Below are 21908 nucleotides of genomic sequence, written 5' to 3' on the forward strand. Positions count from 1 at the left end.
CCCTCGCACCCCGGGGCTGCGGAACTCAGACCACCCGCCCCGCCCCCGCCGACGGCACCGCCTCGAAGACCCGGGGGGTCGTGAAGCCGGCCTTGGCGAAGGCCTCTTCGATCGCCTTGGTCAGGGTGTCCACCTCGGTGGCGTCGGCCAGGACGATGGCCGAGCCGCCGAACCCGCCGCCCGTCATACGGGCGCCCAGGGAGCCGGCCGCGAGAGCCGTGTCGACGACCAGGTCCAGCTCCGGGCAGGAGATGCGGAAGTCGTCGCGCAGCGAGGCGTGGCCCTCGGTGAGGACGGGGCCGATCGCGCGGGTCTCACCGGCGCGGAGCAGGCCGACGACCCGCTCGACCCGCTGGTCCTCCGTCACCACGTGGCGGACTAGACGGCGCACCTCCTCCTCGTCGCCCAGCCGCTCCAGCGCCGCGTCCAGGTCCGCGTACGGGATGTCCCGCAGGGCGTCGACGCCGAGCAGGGCCGCGCCCTTCTCGCAGCCGGCCCGGCGCTTGCCGTACTCGCCGCCGCTGTGCGCGTGCTTGACCTGGGTGTCGACGACCAGCAGGCGCAGCCCCTCGGCCGCGAGGTCGAAGGGGATCTGCTGCTGGGACAGGTCGCGGGTGTCGAGGAAGAGCGCGTGGCCCGCCTCGCAGCAGGCCGAGGCCGTCTGGTCCATGATGCCGGTCGGCGCGCCGACGTAGACGTTCTCGGCGCGCTGGCACAGGCGGGCCAGCTGCCAGCGCTTGAGGCCCAGGCCGTAGAGGTCGTTCAGGGCCAGGGCGATCACCACCTCCAGCGCCGCCGAGGAGGACAGGCCCGCGCCCGTCGGGACCGTCGAGGACAGGTGGACGTCCGCGCCCGTGATCCCGTGGCCCGCCTCGCGCAGCGCCCAGACCACACCCGCCGGGTACGCCGTCCAGTTCGCGTCGCTCCCGGGGGCGAGGGCGTCCAGGCGCAGCTCCACCGCGTCGCCCCCGATGTCCGCCGAGTGCAGGCGCAGGATCCCGTCGTCCCGGCGCGAGACCGCCGCCGCCGCCCGGTGCGGCAGCGCGAACGGCATGACGAAGCCGTCGTTGTAGTCGGTGTGCTCGCCGATCAGGTTGACCCGGCCCGGCGCCGCCCACACCCCCTGCGGCCCGGCGCCGTACAGCTCGGTGAAGCGCTCCGCGACCTGCTGTGCCCCCACTGGTGCCACTAGTGCTCCTTAGCGATGTGCTGCGCGAACTCCCAGGCGTCCGCGACGATTCCCGCGAGGTCCGCGCGGGACGGGTTCCAGCCCAGTTTCTCGCGGGCCGTCCGCGCCGAGGCGACCAGGACCGCCGGGTCGCCGCCGCGGCGCGGGGCCGCGACCTCGGGAATCGGGTGGCCGGTGACCTGGCGGACGGTCTCGATGACCTGGCGGACCGAGAAGCCGTTGCCGTTGCCGAGGTTGCAGATCAGGTGCTCGCCCGGACGGGCCGCCGCGACCGCCAGCAGGTGGGCCTCGGCCAGGTCCGCCACGTGGATGTAGTCACGGACGCAGGTGCCGTCCTCGGTCGGGTAGTCGTCGCCGTAGACCGAGATCGCCTCGCGGCGGCCCTGGGCGACCTGGAGGACCAGCGGGATCAGGTGCGACTCGGGGTCGTGCCGCTCGCCGAAGGCGCCGTACGCGCCCGCGACGTTGAAGTAGCGCAGCGACACCGCGGCCAGGCCGTGGGCGGTCGCCTCGCTGGTGATCATGTGGTCGACGGCGAGCTTGGTGGCGCCGTAGGCGCTGGTCGGCTGCGTCGGGGCGCTCTCCAGGATCGGGACCTGCTCCGGCTCGCCGTACGTGGCCGCCGTGGAGGAGAAGACGAGCCTGCGCACGCCCGCCTCGCGCATCGCGCCGAGCAGGGCCAGGGAGCCGGCGACGTTGTTGTCCCAGTACTTCTCCGGCTTCACCACCGACTCGCCGACCTGCGAGAACGCGGCGAAGTGGAGGACGCCGTCGTAGGAGGGGTCGAGCCACTTGGCGGCGTCACGGATGTCGCCCTCGATGAAGGCGGCCCCGGCCGGGACGCCCGCGCGGAACCCGGTCGAGAGGTTGTCGAGGACCGTCACCTCGTGGCCGGCCTCCAGCAGGTGCTGGGCGACCACGCTGCCGACATAACCCGCCCCGCCCGTCACCAGGTACTTCATGAACTCGCTACCTCTCGCAGTCGCTCGGCCGCGCGCTCCGGCGGCACGTCGTTGATGAACACGCTCATGCCGGACTCGGAACCCGCGAGAAACTTCAGCTTGCCGGAAGTGCGGCGGACGGTGAAAAGCTCGAGGTGGAGCGCGAAGTCGTCGCGCGTGACACCGTCGAACTCCTCCAGTGCGCCGAACGGGGCCTGGTGCCAGGCCGCGATGTACGGCGTCGGAGGCTCACCTTCGCCGAAGATCCGGTCGAAGCGCCTCAAGAGTTCCAGATAGACCTGGGGGAACTCTGTGCGTGCCGCCTCGTCGAGCGCGAGCAGGTCGGGTACGCGACGCTTGGGGTACAGGTGCACCTCGTACGGCCAGTGCGCCGCGTACGGCACGAAGGCCACCCAGTGTTCACTCTCCAGGACGACCCGCTCACCGGCGCGTTCCCGCTCGACGACCGCGTCGAACAGGTTCTCCCCGCCGGTCGCCTCCTTGTGGGCGGCGAGCGAGCGGAGCATCAGCGCGGTGCGCGGGGTGGTGAAGGGGTAGGCGTAGATCTGCCCGTGCGGGTGGCCGAGGGTCACGCCGATCTCCTCGCCCCGGTTCTCGAAGCAGAAGACCTGCTCGACGGCGGGCAGGTGGGACAGCTCCGAGGTGCGGTCGGTCCAGGCGTCCAGCACCAGGCGGGCCTGCTCCTCGGTGAGGCCGGCGAAGGAGGCGTCGTGGTCGGAGGTGAAGCAGACGACCTCGCAGCGGCCGGAGGCACCGGCCAGCGACGGGAAGCGGTTCTCGAAGACGACGACGTCGTACGACGCGTCCGGGATCTCGCTGAGCCGCTCGCCCCGTGTCGGGCACAGCGGGCACTCGTCGGCCGGCGGGTGGTACGTGCGGCCCTGGCGGTGCGAGGCGACGGCCACCGCGTCGCCGAGCAGCGCGTCCCGGCGGATCTCGGACGTGGTGACCGTACGGTCCAGGGGACGGCGGTCGACGGCGTCGCGGACGGTGTCGTCCCGGAGATCGTAATAGATCAGCTCACGACCGTCGGCCAGCCGTGTCGAGGTCTTCTTCAACGCCGGACTCCTCTGCGTCCCACTGCATCCCGCACCCAATCACTCAACACAATCAAACATAACAGACCACAACTCACCACCCCCAGGATCATCACAATCAAACAAAGAACACCAACAGAAGTGTTCAATTACTAAACGCGGAGGCGTAGGTTCCGCTGAGGATCAGTTCGCGCAACGAAGCGAGTACTCATGCAAACCCCCACATACGGACCGACGAATCTGGCGGCGGGGCTACAGCTCCCCGTCAACTGGCTGGACTACACGATCCTGGCGATCTACTTCGTCGTCGTGCTCGGCATCGGCTTCGCGGCCCGCCGCTCGGTGAAGACCAGCCTCGACTTCTTCCTCTCGGGACGCTCGCTGCCCGCCTGGATCACCGGCCTCGCCTTCATCTCGGCGAACCTGGCGGCCACCGAGATCCTGGGCATGGCCGCGAACAGCGCCCAGTACGGCGCCTACACCGTGCACTGGTACTGGATCGGCGCCATCCCGGCCATGGTCTTCCTGGGCCTGGTGATGATGCCCTTCTACTACGGCAGCAAGGTCCGCTCGGTCCCCGAGTTCCTGCTGCTGCGCTTCGACCGGGCCGCCCACCTGCTCAGTTCCATCCTGTTCGCGCTCGCCGCGATCCTGATCGCGGGCGTCAACCTCTACGCCCTCGCGATCGTCGTCGAGGCGCTGCTGGGCTGGCCCCAGTGGGTCGCGATCGTCGTCGCCGGCGCGTTCGTCCTCGCGTACATCACCCTCGGCGGCCTCTCCTCGGCGATCTACAACGAGGTGCTCCAGTTCTTCGTGATCCTGGCCGCCCTCATCCCGATCACCGTCCTCGGCCTGAAGAAGGTCGGCGGCTGGGGCGGTCTGACCCACAAGCTCACCGAGTCCCACGGGCACAACTTCACCACCGCCTGGGGCGGGACCGGCATCGGCAGCGCCAACCCGCTCGGCGCGAACTGGCTGACCATCGTCCTCGGCCTCGGCTTCGTCCTCTCCTTCGGCTACTGGACGACGAACTTCGCCGAGGTCCAGCGCGCCCTGTCCGCGAAGAACCTCTCCGCCGCTCAGCGCACCCCGCTCATCGCCGCCTACCCGAAGATCTTCATCGTCTTCCTGGTGATGATCCCGGGCCTGGTCGCCGCCGCGGTCGTCCCGCACTTCGGCACCGCCGCCTCCGGCTACCAGTACAACGACGCCATCCCCTACCTGATGCAGGAGCTGCTGCCCAACGGCGTGCTCGGCATCGCGGTCACCGGTCTGCTCGCCGCCTTCATGGCCGGCATGGCGGCCAACGTGTCGTCGTTCAACACCGTGTTCACGAACGACATCTGGGCCAAGTACGTGGTGCGCGGCCGCGAGGACGCGTACTACGTCCGCTTCGGCCGCCTGATCACCGCCATCGGCGTGGCCGCCTCGGTCGGCACGGCTTTCCTGGCCTCCTCGTTCTCGAACATCATGAGCTACCTCCAGACGCTGTTCTCCTTCTTCAACGTGCCGATGTTCGTCGTCTTCATCGTCGGCATGTTCTGGAAGCGCGCCTCGGCCAAGTCCGGCTTCTGGGGCCTGCTCGCGGGCACCGTGACCGCGATGGTCAACTACTTCGTGCTCTACAAGGAGGGCATCATCTCGATCCCCTCCGACCAGGGCGCCAACTTCGTCTCCGCCATCGCGGGGTTCGTCGCCGGCGCGGTCGTGATGATCGCGGTGTCCTTCTTCACGAAGCCGAAGCCGGCGGAGGAGCTCCAGGGCCTGGTCTACGGCACCCGCTCCCCCGGCATGGCCGAGGCGCCCGCCGCCGGCGACGACGCCTGGTACCGCAAGCCGGCCCTGCTGGGCTGGGGCGCGGTCGTCCTGGCCGCCGCCTGCTACATCCCGTTCTCGTTCTGACGCGGAAGGACCGAGGAAATCATGAGCGACAACGCACACGACGGCTTCCACTACAGCGAGGAGGACGTCCAGCGGGAGGTCACCGACCTGGAGAGCAAGTCCGCGACGGCGGCCCGCATCTTCGACCTGCGCCGCATCATCGGCGGCCTGTTCGTGCTGTACGGCGTCATCGTCACGATCACCGGCATCACCGACCCGCGGTCGGCCATCGACAAGGCCCAGGGCGTCAACATCAACCTCTGGACCGGGATCGGCATGCTGCTGCTGGGGGCGTTCTTCCTGGTGTGGCTGAAGTTGCGACCTACACCTCCGGCGGTTTCGCCGCAGGAGACGCAGGGGGAGTAAAGCTCCGTTCCCGTCTGCGGGTGCGCGGAGGCTGGTCGCGCCCACGCGGCGAAGCCGCAAAGCGACACAGCCCCGCGCCCCTGAGGGGCGCTACACGGAGCCGGGATCCAACGGCCCTGCCCTGTCCAGCAACCCCGTCCTCGCGGCCAGTGCCGCCGCCTCCAGCCTCGACCCCACCCCCAGTTTCATCAGCACCCGCTGCACATGCGTGCGTGCGGTGCTCGGGGCGATGCCCATGCCGGCCGCGATCAGGCGGGTGTCCTCGCCGTCGGCCACCCGGACCAGGACCTCCACCTCCCGCGGCGTGAGCATTTCCAGCAGCCGCTGTGCCTCGTCGTCGGGCTGGGCCGCCGGGTTGAGCAGTTCCCCGAACGCGCCCTGGAGCAGCTGCGGAGCCACCGCGGCCTCCCCCGCCCGGGCCTTCATGATGGCCCGCTCGACGCCCTCGATCCGCTCGTCGTGCCGGACGTACCCCGAAGCCCCCGACGCGAACGCCGCCGCGATGCCGCGCGGCGACGGCACCGGGCCGAGCACCACCACCGCCACCTGCGGCCGTTCCCGCTTGATCTTCACCACCGGGTCGAAGATGCCCGGTTCGGCCGGTGCCGCCGTACCCAGCAGGCACACCTCGGGCGCCCGTGCGATCACCAGGTCCGCCGCGCCCGCGGCCGGTGCCGCGGCGGCGAGCACCCGGTGCCCGCGCAGCTTGAGCGCCGACGCCAGCGCCTCCGCGAGCAGGCGATGGTCGTCGACGACCATGAGCCGTACTCCCATAGAGCCACCCCCCAGTCCCCCCGTGGACGCCCCACTATGGACGTCCACCGGCCCGCAAGGACAGAGGGCCCCCCGGCACCTCGCCCTTCATGCCCCCGGAAGCTACACGCTTGTTCGACGTATTGCTGCCCCTCTTGATGAGAAGTGCCCCGGATCGATGAAATCCGGGGCACTTCTTGGTATGTCACCCATTCGGGCGACGGCGCGCAAGGCTCAGCCCTTGGTGCCGAACGCCGTCACCAGATACTGCTTGCCGGCCCCCGCGTACGGCTTGTTGGCGAACACCGCCGACATGAACAGCCGGCCGTCGCCGAAGAGGATCTCCGCGGAGTCCGGCAGCATGCTGGTCTCCGCGTTCCGCACGTCCTGGGCGGCGGGATTCTCCAGCAGCTCGGTGGCCTTGGAGCCGACGCCGTCGATGCTGACGATCTGGCCGCCCTTGTTGTACGGCGGCCGCTTGTAGGCGAGCAGGTTCGAGCCGTCCATGCGCAGCGGGGAGAGCGTGTAGCCGTCCCCGGCCTCGACGCGCTGGCCGGTCGGCTTTCCGGTGTTCAGGTCGAAGGAGACGATCTCGTTGGTGCTGCCGAACTCGCCGTTGCCGTCGTGTTCCGCGGTCGGCAGGTACAGCCTGCCGCCACCGACGACGATCTCCTTGCAGCTCTCGACGGTCGTGGTCTCGCAGTGGCCGCCGTAGGTGTCGTTCGGCGCGGAGATGTGGGCGAGCAGCTTGCCGGTCTTGTCGTCGACGGAGAAGTACTCCAGGGACTTGCTGTCGGAGCCGGCCTGGGCCGCCACCACCAGCGGGTCGGTGGAGACGACGGACGCGTAGTCGATGCCCGAGTCCATCGTGTAGTCGGCGATCACCTTGCCCGACCGCGGGTCGATGTTCTGGACGTGCACCTGCTGGTTGCCGAAATCGCCGCACTTGCGCACCGCGACCAGCTTGGCGCCGCCGCCGTAGCCGGCGTCGTAGCAGGTGTCGGCCGCCTTGGGCTGCCACAGCACCGTGCCGGAGTCCAGGTCGAGCGCGGCGCCGCCGCTGGTGCTGCCGACCGCGACGGTGTGCTGAGCGACCGTCACATTCTCGAAACTGATCGGAGAGTCACCGGAGTTGACCGACTTCGTCCACAGCTTCTTGCCCGTGTCGAGGTCGATCGCGGCGATCTGGGTGCAGCCCGCGAAGGAGTTCTTGCCGGGCATCTTCGGCTGGTAGGCGATCGCCGTCCGGTTGTCCGCGCCGATGTGCTCGCTGGCCTGGCAGACCGGGCCGGGCAGCTTGATCGTCCACCGCTTGGCGCCCGTGGCCGGGTCGTAGCCGACGACCTCGGCGATGCCGCTCTTCGCGTACACCTTGTCGGTCAGCCACGAGCCCGGGGTGCTGACCAGGTCGTCCGTCGTGGGCATCGGGACCTGGAACAGCACGCCGGCGGCGGGGTTCGCGGGCACCTTCTCCTTGCCGCCGCCCGAACCGCCGGTGCCGCCGGTACCGCCGGTACCGTTCTTGCCGCCGCTGGAGGAGGCGGTGTCGCTCTTGTTGCCGTCGCCGCCGGAGGAACCGGCGTACCAGATGCCGCCGCCGACGATCAGCGCGATGGCGACGACCGCCGCGACGACGATGAACAGGGCGGTGTTGTTCCGGCCGCCACCGGCCGGCGCCGGCTGCATCGGCACGGTCTGCGGCTGGCCCGGATAGCCGTAGCCCGGCTGCGCGCCCTGCATCGGCTGTGTGGGCTGCGCGTACGGGTTCTGCGCTCCGGGAGCGCCGTAGGGGGCGGCCGCCGGCTGCCCGCCCGGGTAGCCGTAACCGGGCTGCGGCGGCTGCGGGGCCGGCGGCTGCTGCGGGTAGCCGTAACCGGGCTGGGGCTGTTGCGGGTAGCCGTAACCGGGCTGCGGCTGCTGGGCAGGCGGCGCGGGGGGCGCCGGCGGGGCGGCCGGCGGCTGGTCCTGCGGCGCGCCCGGGGGCGGGGCCGGGGGGCCGAAGCCGGGCTGCTGCGGGGGCTGGTTCGGCGGCGGAGGGGGCGGCTGGGTCATGACGCGGATACCTCGGTGAGGCGGGGCCGGCGGACGGCCTGACGGCACAGGGACGGGGACGTGGACGGACGGGGAAGGCGACGCAGGCCGCGGCTCAGTTGCCGAAGGCCATGATCAGCTTCTCCTTCGTCTTGTCGTTGCCGGACAGCCGGCCGGACGAGATGAAGAACCGCCCGCCGGACCAGTCGATGACGCCGTCGTAGAAGGTGTCCTCGATCCGGGCCGCGCCCGAGGGGTTCTGGAGCAGCTTGGAGGTCGTGTGCGAGGAGCCGCCGAGCGGGATCGAGACCACCTGGCCGCCCGCGTCGTACGACGGCTGCACGTACGCGACGAGCTTGCCGCCGTCCTCCTTCATCGGGTACATCGGCTCGCCCGCCGGGGACTTGGCCCGCCACCTCGCCTTGCCGTCGGCGAGGCTGACCGCGACGATCTCGTTGGCGCTGCCGGTGGTGTCCGTCGGCAGGTACAGCGTGTCGGCGTCCGCGACGACGCCCTGGCAGCCCTGGAGGTCGCGTTCGAGGATCTGCCAGCCGCAGCGCGGGGCGAACTTCTCGTCGACCTTCACCTCGGAGCGGAACCTGCCGTCCTTGGTGAAGGTGGAGATGTTCCACGCCTTCTTGTCCTGGTTGGTCAGGTAGACCACCAGCGGGTCGACGGAGAACATCCGGCTGACCTGCCAGCCCTTCTTCACCGCCTGGGTCCACTTGACCTTGCCCGTGGCCGGGTCGAGCTCCTGGATCTCGTCGTGCTCGCCGGACGTGCCGGCGCCGCACGAGGCCACCTGGACCAGCCGGCTCGCGCTTCCCGCGTACGCGGCCGGGAAACAGGCCGAGCCGTACTTCTTCTCGTCGTACAGCTTCTTGCCGCTGTCGATGTCGTACGCCGTGCCCGACTCCGACCGGGCGACCATCAGCGTCCTGCCGCTCACGGTCAGCTCGACGTTGAGCGCGCTGTCGAACAGCCCGCCGTCGGCGACCTCGCCGCTCCAGCCCTTCTGGCCGGTCGCGAGGTCGATCTGCTGGAGCTGGTTGCACTTGGCGTTGTCGCTGACACCGCTCATGTACGCCACGACGACCTTGTCGTCGGCCGACTTCTGCGGGGTGACCGCGCAGATCTTCTGCGGGAGGCCGATCGGGGCCCAGGCGGGCTTGCCGTCGCCGACGCCGTAGGCGAAGACCTGCTTGTACGCCGCCTTCACCGCCACCTTATCGGTGATCCACATGCCGGGGGCGTCGGCGCCGGAACCGGGCACGTCCGGGGCCGACTGGTACCAGAGCACCTTCGCCTCGCCGGACTTGCGGCCCGCGTTGAGGTTCTCCGGGTCGTCGCCGCCGCTGTTGGAGGGGCTCGGCGAACCGGAGGCGTTCTTGGGGTCGTCGCTCTGCTGGGCGACGGGCTTCTTCTTGCCGTCGCCGCCGCCGGTGACCGCGTACACGGTGCCGCCGATGACGGCCAGCGCGGCCACCACGGCACCGACGATCAGCGCCGTCCTCCGCCTGCCGCCCCCGGCACCCGGCGCGCCGGCGGGCGCGCCCGGGTACGGCTGCTGCTGCGGGTACCCGAAACCGGGCTGCTGCGGGTAGCCGTAGGGGCCCGGAGTGCTGGGCGGCGTCGGGGAGTTGTACGGGTTCTGGGCGCCGGCCGCGGCCGGGGCGCCGTACGGGCCGGGCTGCTGGGGGTAGCCGTAACCGGGCTGCGGTCCGGCCGGGGGCTGCGGCGGGGCCGCGGGCGGCTGGGCCGGCGGCGGAGGGGTGCCCTGCGGTGCGGCCGGAGGGGTCTGCGGGGCGCTCGGGGGGCCGAAACAGCCCTGGGCCGGTGGCGTTTGCGGGGCTCCGAATCCGCCGCCCGGCGGCTGGTCCTGCGGCGCTCCGAAACCGCCCTGCGGCGGCTGGTTGGGCGGCTGGGTCATCAGCGCTCTTCCCCCTCGTTCACTGATTTTTAGCCACGCCCTGAGGTTCTTGACGGACCCTGGGTCGTTACTCAGACAGTTCTCAGACGGCCCTTTCTATCACCCGCCCCTGACAGCGCACGGGCCCGGATCCGTCGCTGTTCCCAAGGGAGAACCGGCCCGTGATGCCGCCGTTACGCGCCTTCACGCCCCCTTCACGCGGTGCACGCGAGGAGGGGGCGCGGTGGCTGGTTCACGTCGTGGAGGGAGGGCCCGCGCTACGCGTCCTCGGCCAACTCCAGCCAGCGCATCTCCAGTTCCTCACGCTCCGACGCGAGGTCGCGCAGCTGGGCGTCCAGGTCGGCGACCTTCGCGAAGTCGGTGGCGTTCTCGGCGATCCGGGCGTGCAGCGTGGACTCCTTCTCGGAGATCTTGTCCAACTGGCGCTCGATCTTCTGGAGTTCCTTCTTGGCGGCGCGCTGGTCGGCGGCGGTCTTCTCCTGCGTGGCCGGCTTGGGCGCCGCGGCGGAGGGCAGCGCGGCGACCGCCTCCTCCATGCGCCGGCGCCGCTCCAGGTACTCGTCGATGCCGCGCGGCAGCATCCGCAGGGCGCCGTCGCCGAGGAGGGCGAACACCCGGTCCGTGGTGCGCTCGACGAAGAACCGGTCGTGGGAGATGACGATCATCGAGCCGGGCCAGCCGTCGAGGACGTCCTCCAGCTGGGTGAGGGTCTCGATGTCGAGGTCGTTGGTGGGCTCGTCCAGGAACAGGACGTTGGGCTCGTCCATCAGGAGGCGCAGGAGCTGGAGCCGGCGCCGCTCACCACCGGAGAGGTCGCCGACCGGCGTCCACTGCTTCTCCTTGTTGAAGCCGAACGTCTCGCACAGCTGCCCGGCGGTCATCTCGCGCCCCTTGCCGAGGTCCACGCGCTCGCGTACCCGCTGCACGGCCTCCAGGACCCGCCAGGTGGGGTCGAGTTCGGCGACCTCCTGGGAGAGGTAGGCGAGCTTGACCGTCCTGCCGACGGCGATACGGCCCGCCGCCGGCTGCTCCTCACCCTCGGTGCGGGCCGCTTCGGCCATGGCGCGCAGCAGCGAGGTCTTGCCGGCGCCGTTCACGCCGACGAGGCCGATCCGGTCGCCCGGGCCGAGCTGCCAGGTGACGTGCTTGAGCAGCACCTTCGGCCCGGCCTGCACGGTGATGTCCTCAAGGTCGAAGACGGTCTTGCCGAGCCGAGAGGAGGCGAACTTCATCAGCTCCGAGCTGTCCCGGGGCGGCGGCACGTCCGCGATCAGCTCGTTGGCGGCCTCGACCCGGAAGCGGGGCTTGGACGTACGGGCGGGGGCGCCGCGGCGCAGCCAGGCCAGCTCCTTGCGCACCAGGTTCTGCCGCTTGGTCTCCTCGGTGGCGGCGATGCGCTCGCGCTCGGCGCGGGCGAAGACGTAGTCGGAGTAGCCGCCCTCGTACTCGTACACGTCGCCGCGCTGCACGTCCCACATGCGGGTGCAGACCTGGTCGAGGAACCACCGGTCGTGCGTCACGCAGACCAGCGCGGACCGCCGGTTCTGCAGGTGCCGGGCGAGCCAGGCGATGCCCTCGACGTCGAGGTGGTTGGTGGGCTCGTCGAGGACGAGCAGGTCCTGTTCCTCGATGAGCAGCTTGGCGAGCGCGATCCGGCGCCGCTCGCCACCGGACAGCGGTCCGATGACGGTGTCGAGCCCCTTCGGGAAGCCGGGCAGGTCGAGCCCGCCGAACAGTCCGGTCAGTACGTCCCTGACCTTGGCGTTTCCGGCCCACTCGTGGTCCGCCATGTCGCCGATGACCTCGTGCCGGACGGTGGCGGCGGGGTCGAGGGAGTCGTGCTGGGTGAGCACGCCGAGGCGCAGCCCGCCGGAGTGCGTGACGCGTCCGGTGTCGGCCTCCTCCAGCTTGGCGAGCATCCGGATCAGGGTCGTCTTGCCGTCGCCGTTGCGTCCGACGACCCCGATCCGGTCACCCTCCGACACGCCGAGTGAGACGCCGTCCAGCAGGGCACGGGTGCCGTACACCTTGCTGACGTTCTCGACATTGACCAGGTTGACGGCCATTTCACTCCTGTGCGCGGGGGTCGGTCAGCCTTCTAGCGTAGGGCCTCGGGGGGCGGAAGCGGGGCGCGAGGGAATGGTCACTCTGTGTGATGACGTGATCGGGAACGTGCCGCTACCGTGGAGGGCAGGCAGCAGGATCCCGTCCATGGGAGGAACCATGACAGCCCAGCGTGCTGAGCAGCCCGGATGGCGAATGCCCCCGCTGGACGGCTACACCATTGACGACCTGCTCACCTTGCCGGATCTCCCGCCGCACACAGAATTGATCGACGGGAGCCTGGTCCTTGTGAGCCCGCAGCGCTACTTCCACTTCGCCACGATTGACCTGCTGGTGAGCGGCCTGCGCCAGACCGTGCCGTCTGACCTGAAGGTCGCGCGTGAGATGACGGTGGTACTGGACCGCCGCAACGGCCCCGAGCCCGACATCTCCGTGATCAAGGCTGCCGCGAGGAAGGGACTGGACCAGACGTACTTCGAAGGAAAGGACGTGGTGCTCGCCGTAGAAGTCATCTCTCCGGAGTCCGAGGCCCGCGATCGGCTGACCAAGACACACAAGTACGCGGCGGCGGGTATCCAGTACTACTGGGTGGTCGAGATGACCGAGCCGCACAGCCATCCCGTTGTCGAGGTCTTCGAACTCTCGGCGGACACAGGTACGTATCGGTCGACCGGCAGCTACCGGGACCGCGTCAAGGTCGACAAGCCATACCCCATCGACATCGACCTGACGGCGATCGACGAGCTCTGAGGGGACGTCCCTCAGACCACCGTCGCCCCCGCCACCGGCCCCTCCGCCATCCGCACGGCCCTGCACGTCCCCGACGACCGCAGGGCCGCCGCCACCTTCTCCGCCGTCTCGGCGTCACGCCCGAGGAACGCCGTCGTAGGACCGGAACCGGACACCAGCGCGGCGAGCGCGCCCGCTCCGCGCCCCGCCTCCAGCGTGTCCGCCAGCTCCGGGAACAGGGACAGGGCCGCCGGCTGGAGGTCGTTGGAGACCGCCGCGGCCAGCGCCTCGGCGTCCCCCTTCGCGAGTGCCTGGAGCAGCTCCGCCGACGCCACCGGCTCCGGAACGTCCCGCCCCTCCGCCAGCCGGTCGAACTCGCGGAAGACCGCCGGGGTCGACAGCCCCCGCTCGGCCATCGCGAACACCCAGTGGAAGGTGCCGCCGGTCTCCAGAGCCGTCAGCTGCTCGCCGCGCCCGACCCCCAGAGCCGCGCCCCCCACCAGACTGAAGGGCACGTCACTGCCCAACTCGGCGCACACGGCGAGGAGTTCGGCCCGCGACGCACCCGTGCCCCACAACGTGTTGCAGGCGAGCAGCGCGCCCGCGCCGTCCGCGCTGCCGCCCGCCATGCCGCCGGCGACCGGGATGTCCTTGGCGATGTGGATGTGGACGTTCGGTTCGATGCCCCGGCGAGCGGCCAGCGCGATCGCGGCGCGCGCGGCGAGGTTGGTGCGGTCCAGGGGGACCTCGGCGGCGTCCGGGCCCTCGCAGGTGACACGGAGCTCGTCCGCGGGGGTCACCGTCACCTCGTCGTACAGGCCGACGGCGAGGAAGACGTTGGCCAGGTCGTGGAACCCGTCGGGGCGCGCGGCGCCGACCGCGAGCTGGACGTTGACCTTGGCCGGGACCCGTACCGTGACGCTCACTTGCCGCTCTCCCCCTGCTGCTGCTTGTGCTCGGCGATCCGCGCGAACTCCTCCACCGTCAGCGCCTCCCCGCGCGCCTGCGGCGAGACGCCGGCCGCGACCAGGGCGGCCTCGGCGGCAGCGGCGGACCCGGCCCAGCCGGCGAGCGCCGCGCGCAGGGTCTTGCGGCGCTGCGCGAAGGCGGCGTCGACGACCGCGAAGACCTCTTCCCTGGTGGCCGTGGTCTTGATCGGCTCGGTTCGCCGGACCAGCGAGACCAGGCCGCTGTCGACGTTCGGCGCGGGCCAGAAGACGTTGCGGCCGATGGCCCCGGCGCGCTTCACCTCGGCGTACCAGTTGGCCTTCACGGACGGCACGCCGTACACCTTGGAGCCGGGCGCGGCGGCGAGCCGGTCGGCGACCTCGGACTGCACCATCACGAGGGTGCGCTCGATGGTCGGGAACGTGGCCAGCATGTGCAGCAGCACGGGGACCGCGACGTTGTAGGGCAGGTTCGCCACCAGGGCCGTCGGGGCCGGGCCGGGCAGGTCGGTGACGTGCATCGCGTCGGAGTGGACCAGCGCGAACCGGTCGGCGCGCGCCGGCATGCGCGCGGTGACGGTCGCGGGCAGCGCGCCGGCCAGGACGTCGTCGATCTCGACGGCGGTGACCCGGTCGGCGGCCTCCAGCAGTGCGAGCGTGAGGGAGCCGAGCCCCGGGCCGACCTCGACGACCACGTCGTCGGGGCGGACCTCGGCGGTGCGGACGATGCGGCGGACCGTGTTGGCGTCGATCACGAAGTTCTGGCCGCGCTGCTTGGTGGGACGGACACCGAGCGCGGCCGCCAGCTCACGGATGTCGGCGGGGCCGAGGAGGGCGTCGGGGGTGGGGCTGCTCACGGGACAAGGGTACGGGGCGGTGACCCCTGGTCCGCCCGCCGATCGGAACGAAACCGCCTAGCCGTGCAGCTTCGCCCCGCAGTGCGGCCAGGGTGTCGTGCCCCGCCGTGTGTACAGCTTCTTCGCCCGGAACGTCTGTTCGTCGGCCGACGCGTCCTGGGGGCGGCCGTCGCCGCCGAGGCTGTGCCAGGTGTGGGTGTCGAACTGGTAGAGCCCGCCGTACGTCCCCGAGGCGTCGACCGCGTCCGGGCGGCCGCCGGACTCGCAGGCGGCGAGGCCCTGCCAGTTCAGGCCGTCGGCGCCGTCCACGGAGGCGGGCGGTTTCTTCGTGCCCACCTTCACGATCTGCGGGCGCGGCGTGCGGACCACCTCGGAGGTCACCCGGCGCGGCTTCTCCTGCACCCCGTTGACGGTGCGCAGCAGGTAGACGTCGCGCCGCAGTCCGGGCCGGCCGGGCTGGGCGACGACCTCGGCGCCCTGGAAGAGGGTGGGGTCCTCCGTGCGCTCGGTCGCGAACGGGAGCTCCTCCTCGCGGATCTCCCGGACGCCGCTGACCCGCAGCACGGTGATCGTCTGTCCGTCGCGCGGGAAGCTGTCGGGCGGGACGGAGGTGGTGTCCTGGCCGTTCAGGGTGACCCCGGCCTCCTCGACCGCCTGCGCGACGGTGGCCGCGTTGGTGCGGATGGTGCGGGCCCGGCCGTCGGCCATGACCGTGACGGCGCGCTCGGTGCGCACGTCGAGGGCGAGCCCGGAGCGTCCGATGGGCTGGGCGCGCGAGGTGGACAGATACGCGCCCTCGGCGCGCACGCCGAGCTCCGCCAGCGCTCCCGCCACGGTGTGCGCCGTCGTCCACACCTCGCGCTGTTCGCCGTCCAGCGTGAGCCGGACGGGGCGCCCGTAGCGCACGGCGATGGCGTCGCCGCTGGCGAGCACCGCGTCGGGGGCGGGCGCGACCATGTCGTGCGACCCCACGCGTACGCCCTGGTCCTCCAGCAGCTCGCGCACGTCGTCGGCGAAGGTGTGCAGGGTGCGCGGCTTGCCGTCGACGGTCAGCTCGACCGCCTTGTCCTTGGCGATGAACGCGGTGGTGCCGCCGGCCAGGAAGGCCACGACCAGCGCCTGCGGCAGCAGACGGCGCGCGGTGGACTCCGGGCGCGCGGCGCCGCGCCCCCTGCGTCGGCGCGCGGCACGCCGGCTCGCTCCGGCGGGCTTCCCGGTGTCGCACTCCGTCGTGTGCGCCTCTTCCTCCAGCGCGCTCCCGGCGTGCGCGCCGACCGTGTCCCAGTCCGCGTCCCAGCCCGCGCCGCCGGCCTGCCGGGGCAGCACCGGCTCGGTGACGTAGTACGCCTGCGCCTCGTAGGCGGGCCGGTAGGTGTCCTCGTACGGCCCGTACGACTGGGTCTCCGTGTGGTGCACGGACGCGCCGCGGCCGTACACCAGGGCGGAGACCCTGCCGGGGCCGTACGGCGGGGCGGAGACGTCAGGGCCGTACGGCTCGTGCTGCTCGAACGTCTCGTACTGCGACTTGCTCACACCGACACGCTCCAGAGGCGCCAGAGGGGTCCGGATCGGGCCCCCAGAACCTAGCGGAGCGGTCGTCACTCTCCAAAGCGACGCGACTACGCACTGTTGCCCGTACGCGCGTGTGTGCCGCGTGTTCCGTGTGCGCTCAGTAACCGAAGGCGCGGGCGGTGTTCGCGGCCAGGGCCGTGGCCAGCGTGTCCTCGTCGAGGCCGCGCACGGCGGCCATGGCACGCACGGTGACCGGGATCAGATACGGAGCGTTGGGCCGGCCCCGGTAGGGCGCCGGGGTCAGGAAGGGCGCGTCGGTCTCCACGAGGACCAGTTCCAGCGGGGCGACGGCGAGGGCGTCCCGCAGGTTCTGGGCGTTCTTGAAGGTGACGTTGCCGGCGAAGGACATGAAGTAGCCCTCACGGGCGCAGATCTCCGCCATCTCGGCGTCGCCGGAGTAGCAGTGGAAGACGGTGCGCTCGGGGGCGCCCTCCTCCTTCAGGACGCGCAGGACGTCGGCGTGCGCGTCGCGGTCGTGGATGACGAGCGCCTTGCCGTGCCGCTTGGCGATCTCGATGTGGGCGCGGAAGGACCGCTCCTGGGCGGCCTTGCCCTCGGGGCCGGTGCGGAAGTGGTCCAGGCCCGTCTCGCCGACGCCCTTGACCTGCGCCAGCCCGGCCAGCCGGTCGATCTCGGCGAGGGCCTCGTCCAGTGCCGCGTCTCCGCCCGGTTCGCGGGCGCCCTGCCGCGACCAGCCGTCGGGGTCGCCGTGCACGATGCGCGGGGCCTCGTTGGGATGCAGGGCGACGGTGGCGTGCACGCTGTCGTACGCGGCCGCGGTCTCGGCGGCCCACCGCGAGCCCTTGAGGTCGCAGCCGACCTGTACGACGGTCGTCACCCCGACCGACGCGGCCTTCGCGAGGCCCTCCTCGACCGTGCCCGACTGCATGTCGAGGTGGGTGTGGGAGTCGGCGACGGGCACCGTGAGGGGTGGCGGCAGCGGCGGTGCGCTGTTCTTGTCGTCCTTGGTGCTCTGGCCGGCGTTCGAAGGCATGCCCCGATCCTACGAAAGGGGCATGCCGTCGGCCGCCGGCGCCCGCTCAGCCCGCCTTGCGATGGAACGGGTGCAGGAGATCCGACAGATGCCAGTGGTGCGGCTCCCGGGGCAGCTCGGGCGCCACGGCCCCGGAGGGCACCGCGGGGGTCTCGACCGGGCCCGCCTGCGGCACGCTGTGCCGGTGCTCCGCGGTGCCGCACACCGAGGAGACCTGCCCGGCGCGCATGATCCGCACGACGTGACCGTCGCAGTTGTGGCAGCTGGGCCTGCTCAGCGGCGACGGCACGACCCGGCCGTCGGCCACGTACAGCACGAACTCCTGCCCGTCGGCATCCTTGTGGTGCTCTATCTCGTACGACTGCTCCCAGCCGTGCCCGCAGCGCATGCAGGCGAACGAATACGACTCGTGAACGACGGCTGTGGCCGTACCGCGGAGGCCGGTCTGCCCTGCGATCTCGCTCATGCCAGCTCCTCTGGTCCGCTGGTCGAGGGACCCGTGTGCGTCCCTTCGACCAGTGGACGCTTCCGTGGAGCCGAGCGCATCCGGTCTGTCGAGTGTTGGAGGCGATTTGGCGCTTCCTTGCCGAATACGCCCCGTCCGGTCCCTTTTCGCTTTGCCATCGGCGACAGCCTTTTGCCGTCCCATGGCCCACTCGCTCACCCGAGAACACCCCTGCTCAGAGGGTGTTTTCCCGCAGGTGGGGGCGGGTCCCGAAACGCCTCACCCGGCGGAGCGCTTGGCAGCCACCACGGCATCGAAAACGACCCTCTTCGGCAGTCCCGCCTCCACCGCCACCGCCGCGATGGCCTCCTTGCGCCGCTCCCCGGCCTCCTCCCGCACCCGCACGCGCCGCACCAGCTCCTCCGCGTCGAGTTCCTCGGGCCCGGCCTCGGGCGCCCCCTCGACCACGACGGTGATCTCCCCGCGCACCCCCTCCGCGGCCCACCGCGCCAGCTCGGCCAGCGGACCGCGCCGTACCTCCTCGTACGTCTTGGTCAGCTCGCGGCAGACGGCGGCCCGCCGCTCCGCGCCGAAGACCTCGGCCATGGCGGCCAGGGTGTCGTCGAGCCGGTGCGGGGCCTCGAAGTACACGAGGGTGCGGCGCTCGTCCGCGACCTCCCGCAGCCGGGACAGCCGCTCGCCCGCCTTGCGCGGCAGGAAGCCCTCGAAGCAGAACCGGTCGACGGGCAGCCCGGACAGGGCGAGCGCGGTGAGCACGGCGGACGGGCCGGGCACGGCGGTGACCTTGATGTCCTTCTCGACGGCCGCCGCGACGAGCCGGTAGCCCGGGTCGGAGACGGACGGCATCCCGGCGTCCGTCACGAGCAGCACGCGCGCGCCGCCGAGCAGCTCCTCGACCAGCTCCGGGGTGCGGGCGGACTCGTTTCCCTCGAAGTACGACACCACGCGCCCCTTGGGCGTGACGCCGAGCGCCTGGGTGAGCCGGCGCAGCCGCCGGGTGTCCTCGGCGGCGACCACGTCGGCGCCGGCCAGCTCCTCGGCGAGCCGGGGCGGCGCGTCCGCGATGTCGCCGATGGGGGTACCTGCGAGGACAAGGGTTCCAGTCACACCCCCATCCTCCCAGGAACCACTGACAGTCCGGCCCGGGAAGCGGACCGCGCCCCGGCCGGTACCGCACATGCACGGGACTCCCACAGAACGGTTCCCTACGATGGCGCGGTGACCAGTACCGCGTCCTCCATGGACCTCCGGCAGGGCCAGTCGCCGCACGACCGGCGGCCGGCGTGGCAGCAGCGGCTGCGCCGATTCGGGTACGTACCGGCGAAGGACGCGCCGTCGGGCGACGTGCGCGACCGTCTGGTGCCCCCGTACACCGAGCCGGGCCCGCGGCTGTGGCAGGCGCTGGGCGTGCCGCCGGTCCTCGCCGGACGGATCACCCGGTGGTCGGCCTGGCTCGGCCCGCTGCTGGTGACGCTGGTGGCGGGCCTGATGCGGTTCTGGAACCTGGGCAGCCCGCGCGCGGTGATATTCGACGAGACGTACTACGCCAAGGACGCGTGGGCGCTGGTCCACCGCGGCTTCGAGGTCAACTGGGACAAGAACGCCAACGACCTGGTCCTGCAGACGCACGGCCATCTCGCGATCCCGACGGACGCGTCGTACGTCGTGCATCCGCCGGTCGGCAAGTACGTGATCGGCCTGGGCGAGCTGCTCTTCGGGTTCGACCCGTTCGGCTGGCGGTTCATGACCGCCCTGCTCGGCACGGTGAGCGTGCTGCTGCTGTGCCGGATCGGGCGCCGGATCTTCCGCTCGACGTTCCTCGGCTGCCTCGCGGGCGCGCTGATGGCGGTGGACGGCCTGCACTTCGTGATGAGCCGGACGTCGCTGCTGGACGGTGTGCTGATGTTCTTCGTGGTGGCCGCGTTCGGCTGCCTGGTCCTCGACCGGGACCGGTCACGGGCGCGGCTGGCCGCGGCCCTGCCCGTGGACCGCGACGGCCGGGTCCGCCCGGACGCGCGCGTGGCCGACACGTTCCGCTTCGGCCTGCGCCCCTGGCGCTGGGCGACCGGGCTGATGCTGGGCCTGGCCATCGGCACCAAGTGGAACGGCCTGTACATCCTGGTCGCGTTCTGTGTGATGGCCGTCCTGTGGGACGTCGGCGCCCGGAAGACGGCCGGTGCCCATCACCCGTATGCCGCAGCCCTCAAGTACGACACCGGTCTCGCCTTCGTCGCGACCGTTCCGGTGGCCATCGCCGTCTACCTGATGTCCTGGCTCGGCTGGATCCTCTCCCCGTCCGACGGCACCGGCGGCTACTTCCGCAACTGGGCGGCCACCGACGGCAAGGGCGGCAGCTGGACGTTCCTGCCGGACTGGCTGCGCAGTCTGTGGCACTACGAGCACGAGGTGTACGAGTTCCACGTCGGGCTGACCTCCCCGCACACCTACCAGTCCAACCCCTGGAGCTGGATCGTGCTGGGCCGCCCGGTGTCGTACTTCTACGAGTCCCCGAACCCCGGCGCGGACGGCTGCCCGGCGGACGCGGGCCAGAAGTGCGCGCGCGAGGTGCTGGCGATCGGCACGCCGCTGCTGTGGTGGGCGGCCTGTTTCGCGATCCTCTACGTGCTGTGGCGCTGGGCGTTCCGCCGCGACTGGCGGGCCGGTGCCGTCGCCTGCGGCATCGCGGCCGGCTGGCTGCCCTGGTTCATGTACCAGGAGCGGACGATCTTCCTCTTCTACGCGGTCGTCTTCCTGCCGTTCCTGTGTCTGGCGGTGGCGATGCTGCTCGGCGCGATCATCGGCCCACCGGGCTCCTCGGACACCCGCCGCGTGATCGGCGCGTCCGCGGCGGGAGTGCTGGTGCTGCTGATCATCTGGAACTTCATCTACTTCTGGCCCCTGTACACCGGCACCGCCATCCCGATCGACCAGTGGCGGGCGCGGATGTGGCTGGACACGTGGGTCTAGCTGGGCATAGACGCCATGAGGGCGCGGCCGACTGCCGCGCCCTCATGGTCGTTGTTGGTCGTCAGTGGTCGTCGTCGGTCCCCCTCGGACGGCCCACAGACGGCCCGACAGGGATGAGGTGCAGCGCCGCCAACTCGCGTGTGACCTGCTCTTTCCCAGCATCGCCACCGGCACTCGACGTCCTTTCGCCAGGGGCCGTCTGTCGGCACGGCCCCTGCGGGCGGTAGCGTCAACCTATGATCTCGGGCGAGGGAGACACCCAGGGCGACGTAGCGCCGTTCACGGCGGAGACGGCGGAAGCCGTTCTCAGGGAGGCATGCCAGGGGGCTGGGCTTGATCCAGCGGGCGCCGAGTTGCTGAGGCTCGGCTCCAACGCCGTGTACCGGCTCAGCAACGCTCCCGTCATCGTCCGTATCGCGCGTGATCCTGACAGCCTGGCCGAGATGGACAGGGCTGTCCGTGTGGCCCGTTGGCTGGGCGAGCAAGACTTTCCTGCCACCCGCGTACTGCCTGGGGTCCCGCAACCGGTGATCGTCGGTGGCCGGGTGGTCACGTACTGGGAGAGCGCCCAGGACCGCGAAGAGTACGGGACCGTAACCGAGTTGGCAGACCTCCTACGACGCCTGCACTGGCTCGAAGAACCGCAGTCCCTCGGGCTTCCCTACTACGACCCGATGTCCAAGGTGTGGGCAAGCCTCCAAGGCTTGAATGGCGTAGCGGACGACGACCGTGCGTTCCTGGAGGAACGAGCCGGGAAGCTCGGCAAGGAGTACGACCGATTGGACTTCGTGCTCCCCTTCGGGATGATCCACGGAGACGCGAGCATCGGGAACATCCTCCGCCACCGGAACGGCCAAGCGGTCCTGAGCGACCTCGATGGCTTCGCCCTGGCGCCGCGTGAGTGGGACCTCATCCAGACAGCGATCTTCTACGACCGGTTCGGCTGGCACGAGCGATCACAGTACGAAGGGTTTGTTCATCACTACGGGTTCGACGTCATGAACTGGCCGGGATACAAGGTGCTGGGCGACCTCCGTGAACTCATGATGACGCTCTGGATGGGTGGGCAGGCCGCCGCGAACGAGAAGGCCGCTGAGGAGTTCGCGCGCCGTGTGGCCGACTTCAGGAGCGGCGACGGTCGGCGCGACTGGCGACCCTTTTAG

At 71.1% G+C, this 21908-nt stretch carries 18 protein-coding genes; 5 read left to right on the plus strand and 13 right to left on the minus strand.

The genetic code is table 11. The annotated features are described in order from the left end of the window. Nucleotides 1–25 precede the first annotated feature (25 nt). Genes galK through galT form a run of 3 tightly spaced genes read right to left on the minus strand, consistent with a single transcriptional unit; the run spans nucleotide 26 to nucleotide 3209 of the window. Nucleotides 26–1180, minus strand: a complete 1155-nt coding sequence (galK, locus tag ACZ4MF_RS07880; RefSeq protein ID WP_467491557.1) for a galactokinase — start codon at nucleotides 1178–1180, stop codon at nucleotides 26–28. A gap of 8 nt (nucleotides 1181–1188) precedes the next feature. Continuing rightward, nucleotides 1189–2151, minus strand: coding sequence for a UDP-glucose 4-epimerase GalE (galE, locus tag ACZ4MF_RS07885; RefSeq protein ID WP_467490847.1), 963 nt, complete (start codon nucleotides 2149–2151; stop codon nucleotides 1189–1191). Beyond that, a complete protein-coding gene (gene galT, locus ACZ4MF_RS07890; RefSeq protein WP_467490849.1) occupies nucleotides 2148–3209 on the minus strand; it encodes a galactose-1-phosphate uridylyltransferase in 1062 nt (353 codons plus the stop codon). Before galT ends, galE begins: the two co-directional genes overlap by 4 nt. Before the next feature lie 189 nt (nucleotides 3210–3398). On the opposite strand from galT, the gene ACZ4MF_RS07895 reads away from it, so the two are divergent. Continuing rightward, on the plus strand, nucleotides 3399–5090 hold the full coding sequence (locus ACZ4MF_RS07895) for a sodium:solute symporter family protein (RefSeq protein WP_467490851.1): 1692 nt from the start codon (nucleotides 3399–3401) through the stop codon (nucleotides 5088–5090). A 21-nt stretch (nucleotides 5091–5111) separates the two neighbouring features. Continuing rightward, nucleotides 5112–5435 (plus strand): hypothetical protein, encoded by a 324-nt coding sequence (locus tag ACZ4MF_RS07900; RefSeq protein ID WP_467490853.1) that lies wholly within the window; start codon nucleotides 5112–5114, stop codon nucleotides 5433–5435. Between the two features lie 90 nt (nucleotides 5436–5525). Here the strand turns inward: ACZ4MF_RS07900 and ACZ4MF_RS07905 are convergent, their stop codons facing one another. From ACZ4MF_RS07905 to ACZ4MF_RS07920, 4 genes are all read right to left on the minus strand, one after another. After that, complete coding sequence (locus tag ACZ4MF_RS07905; protein ID WP_467490855.1) at nucleotides 5526–6209, minus strand: helix-turn-helix transcriptional regulator; 684 nt, start codon at nucleotides 6207–6209, stop codon at nucleotides 5526–5528. Between the two features lie 213 nt (nucleotides 6210–6422). Beyond that, a complete protein-coding gene (locus tag ACZ4MF_RS07910; protein WP_467490857.1) occupies nucleotides 6423–8240 on the minus strand; it encodes an outer membrane protein assembly factor BamB family protein in 1818 nt (605 codons plus the stop codon). Nucleotides 8241–8334: 94 nt separating this feature from the next. Then, a complete protein-coding gene (locus ACZ4MF_RS07915) occupies nucleotides 8335–10149 on the minus strand; it encodes an outer membrane protein assembly factor BamB family protein (protein ID WP_467490859.1) in 1815 nt (604 codons plus the stop codon). 257 nt (nucleotides 10150–10406) lie between these two features. After that, nucleotides 10407–12215 carry an ABC-F family ATP-binding cassette domain-containing protein gene (locus ACZ4MF_RS07920; RefSeq protein WP_467490861.1) on the minus strand — a complete coding sequence of 603 codons (1809 nt, stop codon included), beginning with the start codon at nucleotides 12213–12215 and terminating at the stop codon, nucleotides 10407–10409. A 157-nt stretch (nucleotides 12216–12372) separates the two neighbouring features. On the opposite strand from ACZ4MF_RS07920, the gene ACZ4MF_RS07925 reads away from it, so the two are divergent. Continuing rightward, nucleotides 12373–12963, plus strand: coding sequence for a Uma2 family endonuclease (locus ACZ4MF_RS07925; RefSeq protein WP_467490863.1), 591 nt, complete (start codon nucleotides 12373–12375; stop codon nucleotides 12961–12963). An 11-nt stretch (nucleotides 12964–12974) separates the two neighbouring features. Here the strand turns inward: ACZ4MF_RS07925 and ACZ4MF_RS07930 are convergent, their stop codons facing one another. The 6 genes from ACZ4MF_RS07930 to rsmI form a co-directional block, all read right to left on the minus strand. After that, a complete protein-coding gene (locus ACZ4MF_RS07930; protein WP_467490865.1) occupies nucleotides 12975–13868 on the minus strand; it encodes a 4-(cytidine 5'-diphospho)-2-C-methyl-D-erythritol kinase in 894 nt (297 codons plus the stop codon). Next, nucleotides 13865–14746: a 16S rRNA (adenine(1518)-N(6)/adenine(1519)-N(6))-dimethyltransferase RsmA gene (gene rsmA / locus ACZ4MF_RS07935; RefSeq protein ID WP_467490867.1), complete on the minus strand. Its 882-nt coding sequence runs from the start codon at nucleotides 14744–14746 to the stop codon at nucleotides 13865–13867. Before rsmA ends, ACZ4MF_RS07930 begins: the two co-directional genes overlap by 4 nt. Nucleotides 14747–14803: 57 nt before the next feature. Next, a complete protein-coding gene (locus ACZ4MF_RS07940; protein ID WP_467490869.1) occupies nucleotides 14804–16279 on the minus strand; it encodes a ubiquitin-like domain-containing protein in 1476 nt (491 codons plus the stop codon). Nucleotides 16280–16415: 136 nt separating this feature from the next. Continuing rightward, nucleotides 16416–17312 carry a TatD family hydrolase gene (locus tag ACZ4MF_RS07945; RefSeq protein ID WP_356027082.1) on the minus strand — a complete coding sequence of 299 codons (897 nt, stop codon included), beginning with the start codon at nucleotides 17310–17312 and terminating at the stop codon, nucleotides 16416–16418. Nucleotides 17313–17358: 46 nt separating this feature from the next. Beyond that, nucleotides 17359–17778 (minus strand): hypothetical protein, encoded by a 420-nt coding sequence (locus ACZ4MF_RS07950; protein ID WP_467490871.1) that lies wholly within the window; start codon nucleotides 17776–17778, stop codon nucleotides 17359–17361. Between the two features lie 258 nt (nucleotides 17779–18036). Continuing rightward, nucleotides 18037–18885, minus strand: a complete 849-nt coding sequence (gene rsmI, locus ACZ4MF_RS07955; RefSeq protein WP_356027078.1) for a 16S rRNA (cytidine(1402)-2'-O)-methyltransferase — start codon at nucleotides 18883–18885, stop codon at nucleotides 18037–18039. A 111-nt stretch (nucleotides 18886–18996) separates the two neighbouring features. Here rsmI and ACZ4MF_RS07960 point away from each other — a divergent pair, with 111 nt between their 5' ends. Together ACZ4MF_RS07960 and ACZ4MF_RS07965 are read left to right on the plus strand one after the other, a co-directional pair. Beyond that, entirely contained in the window at nucleotides 18997–20745 is a 1749-nt protein-coding gene (locus ACZ4MF_RS07960; protein WP_467490873.1) for a dolichyl-phosphate-mannose--protein mannosyltransferase, read from the plus strand. 236 nt (nucleotides 20746–20981) lie between these two features. After that, nucleotides 20982–21908, plus strand: a complete 927-nt coding sequence (locus tag ACZ4MF_RS07965; protein ID WP_467490875.1) for a phosphotransferase — start codon at nucleotides 20982–20984, stop codon at nucleotides 21906–21908.

It is taken from the genome of Streptomyces sp. NPDC025793 (assembly GCF_055558375.1).

What these genes read in the sequence shown, in the direction of transcription:
- ACZ4MF_RS07925 (WP_467490863.1), top strand. Translation starts at nt 12,373, where the DNA reads ATGACAGCCCAGCGTGCTGAGCAGCCCGGATGGCGAATGCCCCCGCTG.
- ACZ4MF_RS07905 (WP_467490855.1), bottom strand. Translation starts at nt 6,209, where the DNA reads ATGGGAGTACGGCTCATGGTCGTCGACGACCATCGCCTGCTCGCGGAG.
- ACZ4MF_RS07900 (WP_467490853.1), top strand. Translation starts at nt 5,112, where the DNA reads ATGAGCGACAACGCACACGACGGCTTCCACTACAGCGAGGAGGACGTC.
- ACZ4MF_RS07950 (WP_467490871.1), bottom strand. Translation starts at nt 17,778, where the DNA reads ATGAGCGAGATCGCAGGGCAGACCGGCCTCCGCGGTACGGCCACAGCC.
- ACZ4MF_RS07945 (WP_356027082.1), bottom strand. Translation starts at nt 17,312, where the DNA reads ATGCCTTCGAACGCCGGCCAGAGCACCAAGGACGACAAGAACAGCGCA.
- ACZ4MF_RS07920 (WP_467490861.1), bottom strand. Translation starts at nt 12,215, where the DNA reads ATGGCCGTCAACCTGGTCAATGTCGAGAACGTCAGCAAGGTGTACGGC.
- ACZ4MF_RS07915 (WP_467490859.1), bottom strand. Translation starts at nt 10,149, where the DNA reads ATGACCCAGCCGCCCAACCAGCCGCCGCAGGGCGGTTTCGGAGCGCCG.
- ACZ4MF_RS07965 (WP_467490875.1), top strand. Translation starts at nt 20,982, where the DNA reads ATGATCTCGGGCGAGGGAGACACCCAGGGCGACGTAGCGCCGTTCACG.
- galE (WP_467490847.1), bottom strand. Translation starts at nt 2,151, where the DNA reads ATGAAGTACCTGGTGACGGGCGGGGCGGGTTATGTCGGCAGCGTGGTC.
- ACZ4MF_RS07895 (WP_467490851.1), top strand. Translation starts at nt 3,399, where the DNA reads ATGCAAACCCCCACATACGGACCGACGAATCTGGCGGCGGGGCTACAG.
- ACZ4MF_RS07910 (WP_467490857.1), bottom strand. Translation starts at nt 8,240, where the DNA reads ATGACCCAGCCGCCCCCTCCGCCGCCGAACCAGCCCCCGCAGCAGCCC.